The following is a 16,311-nucleotide window of genomic DNA, read 5'->3' as shown; positions in this document are numbered from 1 at the left end:
GTTGTCCGCTTATTTCAGCTCTTCCATGGTAAATGACTTCTGCCTTCCTTTATATTGCTTCCTGACGTCCTGGATATCTTTTTCCGTCACTTTAGCGGCATGATTGCTCCAGGCGCCACGGATAAAGCTGAGGACCTCCGCAATGTCCTTATCGGAGAACTCGTCATTGCTGCCAATTCCGGGCATATCGCCGCTTATTTCCGGCGCTTTATATTGTTTGCCTGCAACATTCACGGGCCCTGTTAGTCCGAACAGCACGATGGCTGCCAGGCGATGTTTGTCTCCCGTTACGATCTCCGACTGGTTCAACGGTGGCGCCAGTGATTGTATACCGTCCCCGTCTGCTCCGTGGCAGGTCTGACAAACTGTTTTAAATAACACCGTTCCTCTTGGATAGGTCTTCTGCAAGCCCTCATCCATACTGGCCTTCTTACGGTTCTCAATATCTTTCAATACAGTTTTCAGATGTTTGTGCAGCACCAATGTCGTATCCGGATTCCATGCAGCCAGCTGTTGCAATAAAGCCGTTTCCTTACCTGCCATCCGGCTGATGATAGCATCCGCTACATATGGATCGTTGGCATACTTTTCTACCAGCTGCGTTTGCAGCATATCTACCGCCTGCTGCAATTGTGGAGGAAAGGCAGGCAGCAATAAGGCAACGTAAGGCGCCAGAAAGACATTCTGCTCCATGCCCGCCAGTTGCTTCAGCACTTCCCCGCCATTGGTGGCAGTAAGCACTGCCGGCAGGGCTGCCAGGCCTTCTGCCTGGGCATATGGGTTGGGGTGATGAAGCATTACCATCACATCTGCCAGCTGTAATGCGCCCAGGCCTTCCAGCGTCCACAAGGCATGGATCTGTCCGTTGAGACTATCTTTCCGGTGCAGGCGTTCCTTCAGTGCCGGCGCCAGTGAAGTATAGTGATGATCGATGATCATTTGTTGCGCCTTGTCCCTTACCCAGCCATTCGGATGATCCAGTAAGGCCAGTAGTTTACCTGGCTCATTTTCTGGTAATACCGGCGATGGTTTAGTCCCGGCAGGCACTACGCGATATATACGCCCGCAGTTCAGCGGATTGGTCAGGTTACGGCTGCTGATCTCTTTTTTAAGATAGGGCGTCAGGTAGGTTTTATGCTGGATAATTCCCCTGTACATGTCCACTATATAGAGCGCGCCATCAGGACCATCATAGAGGCTTACCGGCCTGAAACGCTCGTCTGTACTGGCCAGGAATTCATGATCGGGATAGGCCTGCTGCCCTTTCACGATATAACCGCTGTCTTTTACCAGGTTCCTTTTAATGAGGTTGCCGGAGGGCTCCGCCACAAAAATATTGTTATCGTACTCCTTACTCAGTAGCGCTCCTCTGTACACCAGGGGACCGCAGGCAGCTGTCATATTGCGCAGGCGGAGGCTGTCGTTCAGCACGCCTTTCATGTATCCCCTGTTCACGCCGGTAGTAGCCCGGATGGGATATACGCGCGTATCGGGCACGATCTTCTCGTCGTAACCCGCTACATTCTTCTGTTGCTGGTTATGGGCGCCCAGTCCTGGCGGGAAGTAATCGCCCAGCACATTTTCTGAGTTATTATTGTAAAAGAGACGGCCGTAGTTGTCCTGTGTAATTCCCCACTGGCCGCGGAAATGTGTTTGTTCTTTCAGCCACCTGCCACCCATTTTACGGTAGCGTTTATCTGATTTTGCGTTGTAGATCCAGTTATCCATGGCCCGCAGCAAACCGTTGGGCTGGTGCTCCACATTGCCGCCTTCGGTATATTTATCGTCTACCAGCGTGCGTTTGCCGGGTTTGTCATTGTTGATCTCTACAAACCACAGCTTAGGTGGTTCGGCTACCAGGATCCCGTTTTCGACCAGGCAGATAGCTCTGGGCAGTACCAGCGAGTCCATGAACACTTCGCGTTTGTCGGCTACCCCGTTGTGGTCTGTATCCTCCAGGATCACGATCTTTCCGTTAGGGACATCTTCTCCCGTACCAACGGTGTCAGGCATATAACCGGTCATCTCCACAACCCACATACGTCCTTTTTCGTCAAATGTCATGGCCACCGGCACCGTTACCAATGGTTCTGCCGCTACCAGCTGCACTTCCAGGCCTTTCTCCACTTCCATATGCGAGATAGCGGTTGTTGCATCCAGCACCGGCGAGACAGCGTATTGCTGACGGATAGCCAGTGAGTCTGATGCATTTGACGACTTCGTGTTGTCGCCATTGTTACATGCTGCCAGGCAGAAGCCGATCCCTAAAAGATAAAACCTGTAACGCATTTCTTGTAAATCGATTGTTAAGCCCAAAATATAAATTAAATTAGGAATTTGGAATTATCTTCGTTTTTTATACCATTTTAACGCGCTTATGGGACGTTTCCAAGGAATCTTCGGGATTATCCTTATCCTGGGACTGGCATACCTGGTTTCCAACAACAGAAAAAAGATCAACATCCGCCTGGTAGTCAGCGGCATGGGCCTGCAGATACTCATTGCATTACTCATTTTTAAAGTAGGGTTTGTTTTCCGCTTCTTCCAGGGTATTGGCAAGGCTATGGGCAAGCTGGAAGATTTTGCCCGTCAGGGCGCCGCATTCGTGTACGGCGGCATAGCGGTGGAAAAATCGCCCGGCACAATAGGGAATTACCTGACCGGCGGCTTCGTATTTGCGTTCAATATCACGGCTGCGATCATATTGGTGTGTGCACTTGTAGCTATCCTGTATCACTTTGGCGTGATGCAGCGCATTGTAGCGGTCATTGCCAGGGCTATGAACTTTATTATGCGGGTGAGCGGTGCGGAAGCATTGAGTAATGTGGCCAGTGCATTTGTAGGCCAGATCGAGGCGCAGGTAATGATCCGTCCTTATCTGCCCTATATGACCAAGAGTGAACTGCTGGCGTCTATGAGCGGAAGCCTTGCCTGTATAGCCGGGGGTATCCTGGTTGTTTATTCCAACATGGGCAAAGCAGCAGGTATGGACATCGCTCCTATGCTGATCACAGCCAGCCTGATGGCCGCCCCGGGCGCACTGGTGATCTCCAAGATCGTCTTTCCGGAAACAGAAGAATCCCAGACCATGGGAAAGGTAAAACTGGAAGTGAAAAGCCAGTATGTGAATGTGATCGACGCCATCACCCATGGAGCAGGCGATGGCTTTAAAATAGCCATGAACGTGATCGCTATGATCATCGGATTTGTGGCGCTGATCGCTTTCCTGGACTGGGGATTACTAAAAATAGGTCAGTTGCTGCACCTGGATTTTGCACTGAGCTTAAACTGGATCTTCGGAAAGCTTTTCTACCCTGTTGCCTGGTCAATGGGCGTACCTGAGCAGGATGTGAACAGCGTGGCTACCCTGCTGGGACAAAAGCTCAGTATCAATGAATTTATCGCCTTCAAGAACCTCACCGATAAGACAGTGCCTGTGTTAACACAAAAGGGATTACTGATCGTGAGTATCGCGATCTGTGGCTTTGCTAATTTCAGTAGTGTAGGTATGCAGATAGGCGGTATCGGCGTGCTTGCACCGGAAAGGCGCGGCGATCTTGCCAGCCTGGGTTTAAAGGCGCTCTTCTGCGGAACGCTGGCATCTTATTTATCAGCAACCATTGCCGGAATACTGATTTAAGTAGGCACAAACGAATACTAACAAAATCCGCCTTATCATCTTCCCATACAGGGTTGATGATAAGGCGGAGCTCTTTTATAGTATTGATCAGTGACCTAATCTCTTTATCAGATCGGCCAGTACGCCGTCCCAGCTATCCAGCTGTCCTTCTTCAGTTCTTACATCTTTCATTTCGGATGCAGTCCTGATCTTTTCAACAACATTAGCAGCCAGTTTACGGAGTGCTGGTGTAGCCAGCAATTGCAGTGAATCCAGGTTATCCAGCGGATCTTCCGGAAAATCTTCACTTGCTTTACCAGCCAGCGCAGCTACTACTTCTGCTGCAGCCAAGGCGTCTTCGCATTCGGATATATCCAATACGCCATCTTTGTTAAGCGTGAACTGCAATGTGTCGGCTACCATGCCGCCATCTTTGTTGTCCATCATTTCAAATACCCAGTCTTGCGAGCCATCATTTTCGAAGTTTCTGGTACCCCATGTGCCCATGATATGTAGTTTTTTTGGTTTGCTTTATTGATGATTAACTTAGTTAAGACTCCTGAAATCCACCGGTACAAGCTTACTCACTCCAGGCTCCTGCATGGTAACCCCGTAGATCACATCCACAGCCGCCATTGTTTGCTTATTGTGCGTTACAATAATGAACTGCGAATTGTCTGAGAACTTACGGATCATATTGGTGAATTTACCTACGTTGGCATCATCCAGCGGCGCGTCCACCTCATCGAGGATACAGAATGGCGCTGGTTTGATCAGGTAAATGGCAAACAATAAGGCTGTTGCCGTCAGTGTCTTTTCACCTCCACTCAGCTGTGTAATGGCTGCCGGACGCTTACCCTTCGGTTTGGCAATGATCTCTATACCGGTATCTGCCAGGTTTTCAGGATCGTTCAATATCATATCACACTGGTCTTCTTCGGTGAACAATGCCTTAAATACACGTACGAAGTTTTCCTTCACCTGGTTGAAGGTATCCAGGAATTTCTGGTTAGCTGTTGCCTCCACTTCCTGGATCGTTGCCATCAGCGACTCTTTCGCGGTTACCAGGTCATTCTTCTGCTCCAGTATAAACTCATAACGTTTCTTCATTTCCTGGTAGGCCTCGATCGCTGTGGGGTTGATCTCCCCCATATTTTCAAGACGCTTCTTCAGTCGCTCGGCGCCTGCCTGCAATTCATCTACCGGCAGTGCTGAACTACGCTGCTCGTCAATGATCTCGTCCAGGTTCACTTTGAACTCTACGCTCAACCTTTCCTTCATGGAGGCCAGCTGCAATTTCAGTTCGTTCACCTTGTCCTTGATCACCGTCAGCGCCTGTTCCAGCTGTTCTTTGGCACGCTGGCGCGCACGCAGACTGCTTTCTTTCTCCTGCAACTGGTTACGGAAATTATAATATTCCTGGTCTTTCTCATTCAGCTCCTTCTCTTCTTCCTCTTTACGGCGGAACAGGTCTATCAATCCGTCTTCTGCGGCTCCCAGCTTGTCTTCCGCAGCGGCAATATTTGCTACTGCATCTTCCAGCTGAGATTTATTGCTGGTGATCTGCGTATGCAGATCTGATAATTGTTTACGCTTGAATTCCAGTTCCTGCTTCAGGGCCTGCACCTTACTCTGCTGGCGCGTGTGCTGCAGGTTCTGGTTGTTGAACTGTACGTTGGCCTGGTTGAACTGTTGCTCTGCCTCTGTTGCTGCCCGTTCTGCTGCCACAATGCTATCGTGCAAAGCGTGCACCTTATCATTCAGGTCATCCAGTTCTTCCTTTACACCGGAAATACTTTCCTGGTTCGCTGCCAGGGAATCCTGCATTTCCAGCAGGCGTTTTTCGCCCGATTCCACCAGGTGACGGAAGTTCTCAATACGGTTCTGCAATCCGAACACCTGGTTATTCAACTGGTTGATCTTCTCGCGGGCGGTATTGATATTGTTCTCATTCAGCTGACTGTTATAACCCAATACCTGGTTATGTTTCTCCTGGATCTGCTGACGCAGGTTAGCCACTACATCTTCCAGCGCCCTGATCTCTTCATCCAGTTTCTCCAGGTTCTTGGCACGTCCCAGTTTCTTTCCTTCGAACAGTCCTACGGAACCGCCGCTGAAACTATACCTGCCGCGGTTCATCCTGCCGCTTTTTTCTATCACCAGTATATCCTGGTCTGCCAGCTGGCTGAACTCCAGGTTGCTGATATCGTCGGTAATGAATACTTTACCCAGCAGGTAGTTGCCCAGTCCCTTGTAACGTTCTTCCAGTTCTACCACCTGCAGGGCCGGAATGGCGCCCGGAGGGGTGAACAGGCTTCCACCCTGCTGGTGGAACTGATCCAAGATAAAAAAGTTTGCTTTACCTTTCTTGTTATCATCCAGTAAACGGATGGCCTGCACTGCTTCTGCTGCATTATTTACAACATAGTAGTTAAGATAAGGTTCAAGCAGATTCTCCACACAGGTACGATATTCTTCCTTACAGAAGAAAATATCGCTCAGGATAGGAGCACTATTATTCCACTCTGTATTTTTCTTGAGGAACTTGATACTTTCAGGATAACCTTCCAGGCTGTCCACGAGGGATTTTAACAGGTCGTATTCATTCTTCTTCTGGTCCAGCGCACGGTTCTCGTCTACCAGCTTATCGCGCAGTCCTTCTATTTCTCCCTGGGTGGCCAGGATCTTTCCCTTGGTCTCTTCCTGGAAAGCGATCATATCTTCCAGGTCTGCTTTCTGGTCCTGCAGCGTTTCCTGGAGCGCCACTTTCTCTTCTTCCAGTTGTGTGATCTGCAGCTGACGGGCGGCTTTTTCGTCCTGTAACTGTTGTATACTGCGTTGCAGGTTCTGTACGGAAGTATCGGCTACCGCCACTTTCTTTTCTGCTTCGAACTGTTGCCGCTGCCATTGTTGCTGGTCACGGCGCAGGGTTTCGAGCGACAACTTTTTCTGGTTGAAGGCTTCCTTCTTCTCGTCCATCATCTCCTGCAATCCTTCCAGCTGGTCCTGCAGGCTTTCAAACGCTTCCTGTTCTTCTTCCACCTGTGTTTCGGTGAAAGCGATGGAATCTGTCAGGCCCTGTAACTGCCCTTCGGCGTTACTGAGGAACTGGCTGATATTGCGTTCGCGCTCTTTCAGGTAGGTAAGCTGCTGGCTGGCGAGGTTCTTATCGTTTTCCTTCGTACGGATGGTGGATACGAGTTCGTTGAAAGATTTCTGCAGCACCTGCAGTTCTCTTTCCTTGGCCACAAAATGCAGTTTATCTTCTTCCACACTGGCTTCTGCAGAGGAGATCTCCGTTTCCAGGGCCATCTTCTTATCACTTTCCGCCTGCTGTTCGTCTGTCAGTTCTTTAAAAGTGACATTGAATCCCTCCAGGGCGGCTTTGGCCAGTTCGATACTGATCTCGCGGTATTCTTTCTTCACCTCGTAAAAGCGTTCGGCCTTACGTGCCTGGGATTCCAGGGTCTTTAAGTTGTTATTGATCTCAAACAGCAGGTCCTCAATACGGTTCAGGTCTCCCTCCGTAGCATCCAGCTTGGATTTGGCTTCCTTCTTACGCGTTTTATAGATGGAAATACCGGCAGCCTGTTCCAGCATGCGACGGCGGCTGTTCTCTTTATCCTTGATAATGTCGTCCACCATCCCAAGCTCAATGATAGCATAAGAATCGGTACTGACACCGGTATCCATAAACAGGTTATGGATATCTTTCAGGCGGCAGGCCACATCATTCAGACGGTATTCGCTATCACCGTTCTTGTAAAACTTGCGGGTAATGGTAACAGTAGTGAACTCGGTTGGCAATACATTGCGGGTGTTCTCGAACGTGAGGCTCACTTCGGCCATACCACTGGCAGAACGTGTTTTGGAGCCATTAAACACCAGCCCTGACTGATTCTCAGAACGCAGGTTACTGATCTTATGCTCCCCGATCACCCAGCGGATAGAGTCAATGATATTACTTTTGCCACATCCGTTGGGGCCAATGACCCCGGTTACCCCCTCATCGAAGTGTAATACGGTTTTGTCAGCAAAACTTTTGAAGCCTTTGATTTCTAATGTCTTTAAACGCACAATTGCTTTGCTTTGTTTTTTTAAGCCGTCAAAGATAACTATGATTTCTCTGATTTATGACCAGGATTTGCCTAATCATACCATAATAATGCATTTTTACCAGACTATTTATCTCCTTTTTCTGATAATCAGTATCTTAATCCAGGCTTCTTAGCTTTATTTTTCCAAAGAAAACAGTAATTTATCAGACAACCATGTCCCGGTTAGAATTTAATTATACACAGTTGTGTATAAATTGCATAGAATGATTGATCAGCGGTTTGCTGCTGTAGTATTATATTTAGCCGGCATATCGTGAACAGCGGAAGCCATACGCCCAAACCAGCATTCTTTTTGCTTATCAGCGATTTAAATAACTTTGCATATATTAAATTTTCCAGATGCGGCATTGGGTTCAGGAAGTCAGGAATTTCATTTACAGCTATCATTTCAGTACAGGATTACGTACTACCATTAGTGTGGTAGTGCCTTCTGTAGCATTCTCCATGATGGGCGACCTGCCAATGGGTATAGTGGTATCGCTTGGTGCACTGGCTACCGCCCTTTCAGATGTTCCGGGTACTGCACTCCACAAACGGAACGGCATCCTGACCGCTATTGCATTTATATTCTTTACTGCGGTCGGCACCAGCCTCATTGCGCCCTACCCCATCCTGATGACCGGCTGGATACTGGCCTGTTGCTTCGCCAACGGCATGCTGCTGGTATATGGTAACCGGGGAGGTAATATCGGCATCGCCTGTCTGCTGGTGATGGTGTCCATACTGGGGGAAACGCCTGTTGGCCCCCGGGAGGCCATTATCCATTGCCTGCTTATCCTCGGGGGAAGCGTCTGGTACGGCTTTCTCGCCCTCCTGCTCTGGCAGATCCGTCCCTACCTGAGCGTACAGCAGATGCTGTCGGAATGTATCATGGAAACCGCCCGCTACCTGGAAGAAAGAGCAGGTTTTTACGAAAAGGGCGCTGACAAGGACTTTGATGAGATCTATAAATCGGTATTGGCCCAGCAGGTGGTGGTGAGCGAAAAACAGGAGGCCGTGCGCGAGCTGCTCCTGAAACGCCGTTCCTCCCAGCAGGGCTCTACCAGCATCAATAAAAGCATGGTACTCATTTTCCTGGATATTGTAGACCTCCAGGAACAGATCATGGCGTCTCAGACAGATTACCAGGCGCTGCATAAAGATTTCGGCGACATGGAGATACTGGAAAAATTCCACACCCTGATCCTCCGGTTTGCGGCTGAGTTACAACTGATCGGCACCGCTGTTGCCGCCGGCCAGCGCTCCCTTCCCAAGACCAATCTCCGTTACGAGATAGAAAAAGTACAACATGCTATCGCAGATATCCGGAGAGCCCTGCCGACCTTCAAAGAACGCACAAAGCTTATTACGCTGACCAACATCCTGCACAATCTCCAGGATATGACCCAGCGTATCTACAATCTGCACCGGCTCACCAGGCTGGAAAGGGTGAAAGATGAGATCATCGATCCGCGCATACAGCTCTCCAGTTTCACTACCCGCAACCGTTATGACCTGGAAACCCTGCTGAACAACCTGACCTTCCAGTCGCACATCTTCAGGCATGCACTGCGCGTCAGCATCGCCGCCGTGACCGGCTATCTCCTGGGACAGGTGTTCCACCTGGACAGGGTATATTGGGTACTGCTCACCATCGTGGTCATCCTGAAGCCGGGCTTCGGTATCAGTAAGACCCGGAGCTATCAGCGTATTATCGGCACCATTACCGGGGCATTATTCGCCGCAGGCGTATTGTTCCTGACCAGCAATCCCACCATCATCTTCATCCTCATGCTGATCTGCATCCTGGGCGCCTATAGCTTCATGACGCATCAGTATACGCTCAGTGTATTTTTTGTAACGCCTTTTGTCATTTTCCTCCTGCACTTCCTGCATCCTGCTCACCTGCAGAACGCAGAGCTGCGTGTGCTGGACACCTTTATAGGCGTCAGTATCGCCTTCCTGGCAAGCCTCCTGCTGTGGCCCAGCTGGGAGCATAACTACCTGCCGAACTATATGACGAAAATGGTGCAGGACAATGCCCGTTACCTCGACCAGGTAATGCGCCTGTACACCGGGCAGGAATTTATCATGAATGATTATAAACTGGCAAGAAAGGATACCAATGTGAGTGCGGCCAACCTGATGTCAGCGTTTCAGCGGATGTTGTCTGAACCTAAAAGTAAACAGATACATGGCTCGGAGATCTACCATTTCGTGGTACTGAGCCATTCTATGATGTCGCATATTGCCGCATTGGCCAATTATGGACTGTTGCATGGCGTTCATTTCCCCAAGCCGGAATATAAACTGATCAACCAGCAGATGCACCAGCATTTTGACTGCATCTTAAAACTGCTGGAAGACCCGGCCTGGCAATCGGCCCAGCTACCGGCCAGCCTCGAAGCCTTCGAGACGCTGGATGTGGAACTGGAAAACCTCTACCAGCGGCGACAGGAAGAGATCAACCAGGGCAAGGGCGAGACGCCTGTCCGGGAAGAAATGCTGGAAACGAAGATGGTGCGCGACCAGCTGCACGCCATGCTTTCCCTGTTGAAAGATATGAAGAAGACGATCGATAAGACTATTGCTGATAAATAATACCGAACTGGTCGCAGAGCGGATCAATATGCTCCAGCACTACATCGAAGAAGGCCGGCCCCTGGTGTATGTACCAGGGCATAAAGTTCTCCTTCCGCTCCTGCAGAGAATTGGCCGGGAACAATCTCGCCTTCAGGTTACGGATCTGCTCCGTCTGCCAGCCGAATTTCTTCTTCTCTGCCTTCAGGAACTTATGCTCCAGCTTTCCGATGGATTTTACAGCCCGGGTACGCTCTGCCGCTACTGCAGCCACCAGGGTCACATCAATTTCCCTCGCCTTCTCTGCCAGCTCATCAAACAGTTTCTCTACTGCTGCGTACTCATCTTTCAGTACCAGTGCCGCATTGGTATGTTCTTTTACGAACCTGTTCACCAGTTCCTCTGTATCTTCAAAAAGATCGGTAACGGCCAGTCCCAGCTTCCGCAGGCGCTCCTGTGAGGCCGCATCCGTCAGCAGGAAGGAATTACGTAGTATCAGTGCAGGGAACGGCACCCTGTAATGGTTAAATAACTGTTGTAGCTCCAGCCAGTAGGCAATTTCTCCGCCACCGCCAATGAAAGCAATATTAGGCAGGATCGTTTCCTGCAACATGCCGCGCAGTATCACATTGGGGCTGAACCTCTCAGGATGTTCCTCCAGCTCTTTCTCCAGGCTGGCGGCAGTGAATTCGACCGGCAGGTGTAATACCTTCCAGACATCCCCCACCTGTACAATACGTTCGCGGGACGTTGCTGTGAGATAGAACAGGTTTATTTCCCTCGGGTTGGCCTGTACTTTATGATGTTGGGAGAGTTGTTCAATTGTTTCGTTAACGATCCGGTAGGAATGCTGATGGAATAACTCGTCCCTCATAACGGGTACAAAGAGTTTTTTCAGCTTCGGATTGTCCGGTACCAGTACCACCAGTCCATAGCGGCCAAACAATTCATTGACCAGGTAAAGGGTGGCATCCTGGATATTTGCATGGCCCAGGTAGGCCTTCTTCAACAGCGTTATCAGTTCTTCAGCATATTCGCCATAGCCCAATGCAGCTTTCACCTTTTCGATCAATTCCTCAAAACCTTCCGGTTGCATCCGTCCGACAGCTCCCTGCTGGTCGGTTGGCCAGGCGATGTTCTTACCGTCGATATAGATGTGGCCCAGTTCATCCAGGTCAGCATCTTCGCTGCCCATGTAGTAAACGGGCACGAAATTGTACTGCGGATATTGCGACCTGAGCTGACTAGCTAACTTAATGGTTTGCAATATCTTATAAGCGAAGTATAAATAACCGGTGAAGATGTTCGGCTGGTGTGCAGTGGTGATGGTGAAGGTTTGCTGGTCCAGCAGGCTGCTGATATTGTTGCGAACACTATCAGTAATGTCCAGCCCCTCGTATTGTTCCTGCAGGGCTGCTACCAGGACTTCCCGCTGTTGTGGGAAAAGCTTTTTCGCCTGTATAACTGCCTCAAAATCAGGATGTACTGGAGAATATTTATAAAAAGGTCGGAGATTAGGATGCTCGGCCAGAAAATCTATTACCAATTGATTGAAATACCCGGTTTTACCATACGGGATATGACTTACAGGTTGCTCCATACGCTAAGCGCTGATTCTTTTGATGCACGAAGGTAGGGAATGAATCACGAATCATCAATTACGAATTACGAATGGTTAAAATATGGAAGGAGCGGAAAACGTCATGAAAAGATAAGGGCCTGATTAGTTGCAGATACAACATAAGTTCAGATAGAAACGACGAACCTTCAGCTCTCGGTGCCCCTGACAGTATTTAATCCCGCGCTGACCTGTATTCACCTGACAAGGCCCGTTCAACATTCAGAAAGGCGTTGACGGACATCTCATGCTGAATCATGCGACACTGCTAAATATAAAAGCCCCCGGGAAGTAACTCCCGGAGGCTTTTTATTTTATATACATCGTTATGCTAGATCACAAATCCATCCGGCAATACCATGCCGTTCTTGATCACCACAATACCATCCTTCACAGCGTACAGCTCATGGTCGCCATCGGGCAGCACATTGCCACTCACATTGATCGACACGTTATTCCCGATACTACAGTTCTTGTCTATAATGGCATTATTGATACGGCAGTTATCTCCTATTCCCATTGGCGGATGCCCTTTGGCCTGGGCCTTTTCCAGGTCTTCCAGCGTCTGGTAGAAATCACTTCCCATCACATAGCTGTTGGTAATAACGGAGTTCCGGCCAATGCGGGTCCTGATACCGACAACACAGCGTTCCAGGTGACTGTCCAGAATGATACTACCATCGGAGATGACGGTATTCTTCAGGGTACCTGAGATCTTTGCAGGCGGCAGCATACGCGCGCGGGAATAGATGATCTGGGATTCATCGAAGAGGTTGAATTTTGGTATCTCATCCGTCAGGCCGAGATTGGCTTCCCAGAAAGAGCTGATATTACCGATATCTGTCCAGTAACCGGTATACTGATAGCTCACTACTTTCATATCGGCATTGATAGCATAAGGGATCAGCTCCTTACCGAAATCGGTGGCTGCTTCCTGGCCATTCAGCAGGTCGTATAGCGTTTGACGGCTGAATATGTAGATACCCATGCTGGCCAGGTAGACCCTGCCTTCCTGCTGCATTTCCTCGCTTACCGGCGAGGCCCAGGGAGACAATACATCCTGTTTGGGCTTTTCTGTAAAAGAAGTGATCATCCCCTTATCATCCGTTTTCAGGATACCGAAGTCAGACGCATCCTTTGCATTCACCGGTATGGTGGCAATAGAAACTTCTGCCTGGCTTTCTATGTGATGCTGGAGCATTTCGCGGAAATCCATCTGGTAGAGCTGGTCGCCCGAAAGGATGAGCACATATTCAAATTCGTAGTTGTCAATATGGTGAAGGCACTGGCGCACAGCGTCGGCAGTACCCTGGTACCAGGTTGGGTTGTCGGGCGTTTGTTCCGCAGCCAGGATATCTACAAATGCCTTGCTGAAGTGGCTGAAATGGTAGGTATTTTTGATGTGCTTATTCAGCGACGCAGAGTTGAACTGGGTCAGCACGAAAATACGGTTCATATCTGCGTTCAGACAATTCGAAATGGGAATATCCACCAGGCGGTATTTACCGGCAACAGGTACGGCAGGCTTTGATCGCTTGCGCGTAAGAGGATACAAGCGGGTACCGGAGCCGCCGCCTAAGATAAGGGAGATAACTGCGTTAGACATATATTACGATTCTTTGTTTCAGTTTTTGGGTGCTGGTTTATGTACTATTGAGCTGTATAATTGCAGGTATTCCGCTGCCGCAGTGTCCCACGAATGGTCAAGCTGCATAATGGTTTCGCAGATATCATGCAATTTTGCAGTGTCTTCATATAGCTCAACAGCTCTACCTACTGCGAGACAGGCATCCCATGCCGCTGCATGTATAAAACGGATGCCAAATCCGTTGGGGTCACCGAAGTCTGTCACAGTATCTTTTAATCCTCCTACACTACGAACAATGGGAACTGTACCGTAACGCAATGCATACATCTGGTTCAATCCGCATGGTTCCACCCTGCTTGGCATCAGCAAAAAGTCACTGCCTGCGTATATTCTATGTGACAGTGCCTCGTCATATCCAAACTGCACATTAAAATTGGCTTCGGTGTATATTCTTGTTTGTTGCAATGACCATTCCACATGTGGGTCTCCACTTCCCAACAAGAGAAAATTCACCTGTTGTTTCTGCTCATAGATAGATCTGCCAATGATTTCCGGCAGCAGATCTGCACCTTTTTCCCCTACGAGACGGCCAATAAAGGATATCAGCGGGAGTTCCGGATTGAGGTTGAATTGCGCACATAATTGTTGCTTTAGGTCGCGCTTTCCTTCTATGAATGTCTGCTTGTCATAGTTGACTGGTAACATAGGGTCTGTAGCGGGGTCCCATACTACAGTATCTATACCGTTCAATATACCAACAGCTTTCCCCCTTTCATAGTTCAGTAAATTCTCCAGGCCGTTGGCACCGTTATACAATTCTTCGAGGTAACTGGGCGATACCGTGGTGAACCGCCAGGCGCATTTTATAGCTGCGGCAAGTGGGTTAATGGCGCCATCCCAGCCCAGCAATCCGGCTTTCCAGAGGTCGAAGCCCGGCAACTGGTACAACCTGTCCCAGCCAAACTGTCCCTGGTATTGCGCATTATGTATCGTTAAAACAGTAGCTATATTCCTTAAACGCTCATACTTGTAGGCGTGGGTCATCATGAATGGGATCAATCCGGTGTGATGATCGTGCACATGCACAACATCCGGCTGATGCTGCCATTCATTCAGCCAGTCAAGTACGGCTACCTGGAAGGCGAGAAAACGTTCTGTATCATTGTAATAACCGTATACTCTTTCTGTGTCCAGCAGCCCTGGGATATCGATCATGTACAGGTCAAATCCAAGCAGGTTGGTTACCTCCCTCCATACATTGAAGTGGTACCAATTGTGTCCTAACCAGCAACCTCCCTGGTGTACCAGCTCGAATTCGTGTGTGTGAAAGAAACGGGTATTGTATGCAGGCATCACCACCTTGGCTATATGCCCTGCCTGGAACTGGTACTTGGGCAATGCCCCAACCACATCTGCCAAACCTCCTACCTTGGCTACAGGGTAGCACTCCGCGCTAACGTGTAAAATCTCCATGCTAAACGATTATAACTGTTCTTTTAAATTACCTTGGAAAAAGCATATTACAAAGGATTCTCCAAACTTTATTTAAGTGCGCCCGTCCTGCAATACGCTGCTGATTTAAATCCTGAAGTGTGGCGTAATTTAAACCAATCTCTTTATATAACGTCATATTTGAACAGGCGTTTTTTTAATCCCCCCGTTACAGTTAGGCTCCTGTTATTGTCCCATTCTTCCCTCATATGGGGCAGGCAGGCCCCGGAATGCGGAATACTGCATATAAAAGCATAATGCATTACCTTCGGAGAAAGATTCACTTCACTATGGATTTTGGTCGTGTTGATCCGGCCCTGCTGGATGAAATAGATTTCAAACTGCCGGCAGAACCGGCCTTTAATAAAATAGCCCTCAGGGGAAACCCAGTTAAGCAACCGAAGATCTACCTGGGTTGTGCTAAATGGGGCCGCAAGGAATGGATCGGCAAGATCTATCCCAAAGGCACCAAGGAGGCCAATTTCCTGGATGAATATGTACATCATTACAACAGCATTGAACTCAACGCCACTCATTATAAGATCTATGGCCCTGACGCTATCGAAAAATGGGATATTCGTGCCCGGGGCAAAGATTTTAAGTTCTGCCCCAAAGTGCCGCAGTCTATCAGTCATTACAGCAACCTCATAGATGCCAGCCTCCAGACTACCTCCTTCCTGGAAGGTATTCTTGCCTTTGGCGAGCACCTGGGACCTATCTTTCTGCAGGTAAGCGATAAATATTCTCCAAAAAGAAAGGACAACCTGTTCCGTTACCTGGAAAGCCTGCCGAAAGACCTGCAGTTCTTCCTCGAGGTACGTCACCCTGATTGGTTCAGCGACGCCACCACAAGAGAGGAACTATTCAGCACCCTGCATAAACTCAATGTAGGCGCTATCATCACCGATACTTCCGGCCGGCGCGATTGTGCGCACATGCACATGCCCATTCCGAAAGCTTTTATCCGCTTTGTGGGCAACAGCCTGCACCCGACCGACTATGTCCGCATCGACGACTGGGTGAACCGTATGCACTACTGGCTGCAACATGGCCTGAAAGAGCTGTATTTCTTCATGCACATGCATGACGAGGCCTATTCGCCCGAGCTGACCGTCTACCTGGTGGACAAGTTCAAGGAGGTATGCGGTATACAATTACAGAAACCGACCTTCATTGCACAGCAGAATAGCTTGTTCTGATGCGACCGACGCGTCGAAGACGATAGTCAGGCAAAGAATAGCCGGTTTTTCCTGCAGCCGGCGCGCGGCGGCAATGGAACTTAATTCGAATTGTAGTTGTGTCCCAATTTTCTAAATAT

General features: G+C 49.1%; 9 protein-coding genes. 3 read left to right on the top strand and 6 right to left on the bottom strand.

Translation table 11 applies throughout. The features are described from left to right. Positions 1-9: 9 nt before the first annotated feature. The gene (locus MYF79_RS15970; RefSeq protein ID WP_247814965.1) at positions 10-2,289 is read right to left on the bottom strand and encodes a c-type cytochrome; all 2,280 of its coding nucleotides are present in this window, start codon (positions 2,287-2,289) and stop codon (positions 10-12) included. An 88-nt stretch (positions 2,290-2,377) separates the two neighbouring features. Between MYF79_RS15970 and MYF79_RS15965 the strand changes: the two genes are divergently transcribed. Continuing rightward, positions 2,378-3,640: a NupC/NupG family nucleoside CNT transporter gene (locus MYF79_RS15965; RefSeq protein WP_247814964.1), complete on the top strand. Its 1,263-nt coding sequence runs from the start codon at positions 2,378-2,380 to the stop codon at positions 3,638-3,640. Positions 3,641-3,727: 87 nt separating this feature from the next. Here the strand turns inward: MYF79_RS15965 and MYF79_RS15960 are convergent, their stop codons facing one another. Beyond that, a complete protein-coding gene (locus MYF79_RS15960) occupies positions 3,728-4,126 on the bottom strand; it encodes a DUF4259 domain-containing protein (protein WP_199656272.1) in 399 nt (132 codons plus the stop codon). A 39-nt stretch (positions 4,127-4,165) separates the two neighbouring features. After that, a complete protein-coding gene (gene smc / locus MYF79_RS15955; RefSeq protein ID WP_247814963.1) occupies positions 4,166-7,696 on the bottom strand; it encodes a chromosome segregation protein SMC in 3,531 nt (1,176 codons plus the stop codon). Between the two features lie 380 nt (positions 7,697-8,076). Between smc and MYF79_RS15950 the strand changes: the two genes are divergently transcribed. Beyond that, positions 8,077-10,317 carry an FUSC family protein gene (locus MYF79_RS15950; protein ID WP_247814962.1) on the top strand — a complete coding sequence of 747 codons (2,241 nt, stop codon included), beginning with the start codon at positions 8,077-8,079 and terminating at the stop codon, positions 10,315-10,317. Here MYF79_RS15950 and bshC read toward each other — a convergent pair. The 3 genes from bshC to MYF79_RS15935 form a co-directional block, all read right to left on the bottom strand. Then, positions 10,301-11,896 carry a bacillithiol biosynthesis cysteine-adding enzyme BshC gene (bshC, locus tag MYF79_RS15945; protein WP_247814961.1) on the bottom strand — a complete coding sequence of 532 codons (1,596 nt, stop codon included), beginning with the start codon at positions 11,894-11,896 and terminating at the stop codon, positions 10,301-10,303. The genes MYF79_RS15950 and bshC overlap by 17 nt on opposite strands. Before the next feature lie 349 nt (positions 11,897-12,245). After that, complete coding sequence (locus tag MYF79_RS15940; protein WP_247814960.1) at positions 12,246-13,520, bottom strand: glucose-1-phosphate adenylyltransferase; 1,275 nt, start codon at positions 13,518-13,520, stop codon at positions 12,246-12,248. A gap of 18 nt (positions 13,521-13,538) precedes the next feature. After that, positions 13,539-14,975, bottom strand: coding sequence for a glycogen synthase (locus MYF79_RS15935; protein ID WP_247814959.1), 1,437 nt, complete (start codon positions 14,973-14,975; stop codon positions 13,539-13,541). 308 nt (positions 14,976-15,283) lie between these two features. Between MYF79_RS15935 and MYF79_RS15930 the strand changes: the two genes are divergently transcribed. Then, positions 15,284-16,192: a DUF72 domain-containing protein gene (locus MYF79_RS15930; RefSeq protein ID WP_247814958.1), complete on the top strand. Its 909-nt coding sequence runs from the start codon at positions 15,284-15,286 to the stop codon at positions 16,190-16,192. The last annotated feature ends 119 nt before the right edge of the window (positions 16,193-16,311 follow it).

The sequence above is a fragment of the Chitinophaga filiformis genome, from assembly GCF_023100805.1.
GTDB lineage: Bacteria > Bacteroidota > Bacteroidia > Chitinophagales > Chitinophagaceae > Chitinophaga > Chitinophaga filiformis_B.
This window is presented reverse-complemented; position numbering and strand designations above follow the sequence as displayed.

Coding starts and splice junctions, on each gene's coding strand:
- bshC (WP_247814961.1), bottom strand. CDS start 11,896: ATGGAGCAACCTGTAAGTCATATCCCGTATGGTAAAACCGGGTATTTC.
- MYF79_RS15960 (WP_199656272.1), bottom strand. CDS start 4,126: ATGGGCACATGGGGTACCAGAAACTTCGAAAATGATGGCTCGCAAGAC.
- MYF79_RS15935 (WP_247814959.1), bottom strand. CDS start 14,975: ATGGAGATTTTACACGTTAGCGCGGAGTGCTACCCTGTAGCCAAGGTA.
- MYF79_RS15965 (WP_247814964.1), top strand. CDS start 2,378: ATGGGACGTTTCCAAGGAATCTTCGGGATTATCCTTATCCTGGGACTG.
- MYF79_RS15950 (WP_247814962.1), top strand. CDS start 8,077: ATGCGGCATTGGGTTCAGGAAGTCAGGAATTTCATTTACAGCTATCAT.
- MYF79_RS15930 (WP_247814958.1), top strand. CDS start 15,284: ATGGATTTTGGTCGTGTTGATCCGGCCCTGCTGGATGAAATAGATTTC.
- MYF79_RS15940 (WP_247814960.1), bottom strand. CDS start 13,520: ATGTCTAACGCAGTTATCTCCCTTATCTTAGGCGGCGGCTCCGGTACC.
- MYF79_RS15970 (WP_247814965.1), bottom strand. CDS start 2,289: ATGCGTTACAGGTTTTATCTTTTAGGGATCGGCTTCTGCCTGGCAGCA.